The following is a 1,627-nucleotide window of genomic DNA, read 5'->3' on the forward strand; positions in this document are numbered from 1 at the left end:
TCTGCTCCATCGATCTGCATCACCGTCGGAATAATAAATTTATCAGTTAAAGTACGACGATTAGGAAACAGCGTAAAGTTTAGCTCTGTATCGGATAAAGCATTGATAAGTGTACTTTTACCGACTCCCGTCAACCCAACTAAAATAAACAAGGGCTGTTCAACAAGCGGCAGCCAGCCATCAACCGCTGATAATCCGTATCTAATCCCAGAGCTCAACTCTATAGACTCTATAGACTCAGTTTGTTTTTGGTTTAACGGCATTATTAGTAAACTGTTCTAGACCTAAGCATTCTTCACTCAAAGTGAAAAGATTATTCACAATTATCAAAAGCCAAACATTGATTAACTATGTGGGGCAATTCGTTGTCAATATCAATACCAGTCCCTCGTTTAGCCAGCACTTTAACCTCCTTGAGAATGCAATTCATGAAAACCCTATTATTGCTCAATCCCTCTTGACCAATTTGTTCCAGAGCTAACTCAACTGAAGCTCTGCCCGATTGCATTCCTAAAGCTAAGTTATTTTTGTTGGTCAAACTAGCAATATCTAAACTTTGGTAAAGCATCGGATCTTTAGCAATTGCTTTGACGTGAACCCCAGCATAGTGAGTGAACGCATTTTTTCCCATAATGGGTAAAATAGGCGGAATTGAAATATGGGAATATTCACTCACAATATGGTATAGATCCTTAAGATAGTTAAACTCCCAAGGCAATTCTGATTCAACCATCTCGCCCAAATTGACCAACAATGTTGCTAAATCAACAATACCAGCACGTTCTCCTAACCCCATCACAGTTACATCGATAATGTCTGCTCCAGCCTGGTAAGCATCAAGAGCATTAGCCAGTGCTAAACTTCTATCATTGTGACAATGAACAGCAATTTTAGGATATAGCTGTTGTCCAGCTAGTTTTTCCTTCAAAGTTTTGACAAAATACGAGTAACTGCGATCGTTCTTAAATGGAGTAGCATATCCTGTTGTGTCTGCGATGCTAATAATATCTGCGCCTGCTTGTACCGCAGCGCTTGCTACTTCAATAACTTGTTCGATTGAGGTACGTGTCGTATCTTCTGGTGTATAGCGAATTAATAGGTTTGGGTTTTGTGCTTTGGCATAGCCAATAACTTCCACCACTTGCTCAATGGCATTTTCGATTGTAATTTGGTAGTCACGCTCTAAACGGTGATTGGCAACACTCAGGAAGATACCCAAAAAATCGATTTTACAATCTAATGCTTTTTGAACATGATCGATGCGACAAAGAGAGTGAGCACCAATCTTAGCATTCAATCCCGCATTAGAAACCAAGGCTAGAGCTTCACAAATTTCAGGACTAACAGCAGGATTTCCTACTTCAATAATATCAATACCAATTCGATCTAAAAGTTGAGCAATTAATAACTTGGTTTCAGGGGAAAAATAAACACCAGGAGTTTGTTCTCCTTCTCTTAGGGTAGAGTCAAGAATCTGCAACATTACGTGACAAAATCTCCTTTTCTGGTAATTAACTAAGCTTAGTCAAAACTTGCTTCCAGGCTTGAGGGCATCATAGAATTAAATGCAGTCGTTTTCAAGATTAGCATGGAAAATCAGTTTACCACTACTGGAGTCAGTGGCAAA

At 39.3% G+C, this 1,627-nt stretch carries 2 protein-coding genes; both read right to left on the minus strand.

Going from position 1 to position 1,627, the window contains the following annotated elements; all coding sequences use genetic code 11:
* Positions 1-263, minus strand: a 263-nt coding sequence (locus F6K51_RS36910; RefSeq protein WP_293031044.1) for a GTPase, incomplete at its 3' end; no start/stop codon positions are given.
* 50 nt (positions 264-313) lie between these two features.
* Positions 314-1,483: a 2-isopropylmalate synthase gene (locus tag F6K51_RS36915; RefSeq protein WP_293031047.1), complete on the minus strand. Its 1,170-nt coding sequence runs from the start codon at positions 1,481-1,483 to the stop codon at positions 314-316.
* Between the last annotated feature and the right edge of the window lie 144 nt (positions 1,484-1,627).

Origin of the sequence: Moorena sp. SIO3I8 (assembly GCF_010692325.1) — a bacterium.
In the GTDB taxonomy this organism is placed as follows: domain Bacteria; phylum Cyanobacteriota; class Cyanobacteriia; order Cyanobacteriales; family Coleofasciculaceae; genus Moorena.

Excerpts from the sequence above, each read along its gene's own strand:
- F6K51_RS36915 (WP_293031047.1), bottom strand. The coding sequence starts at position 1,483 with ATGTTGCAGATTCTTGACTCTACCCTAAGAGAAGGAGAACAAACTCCT.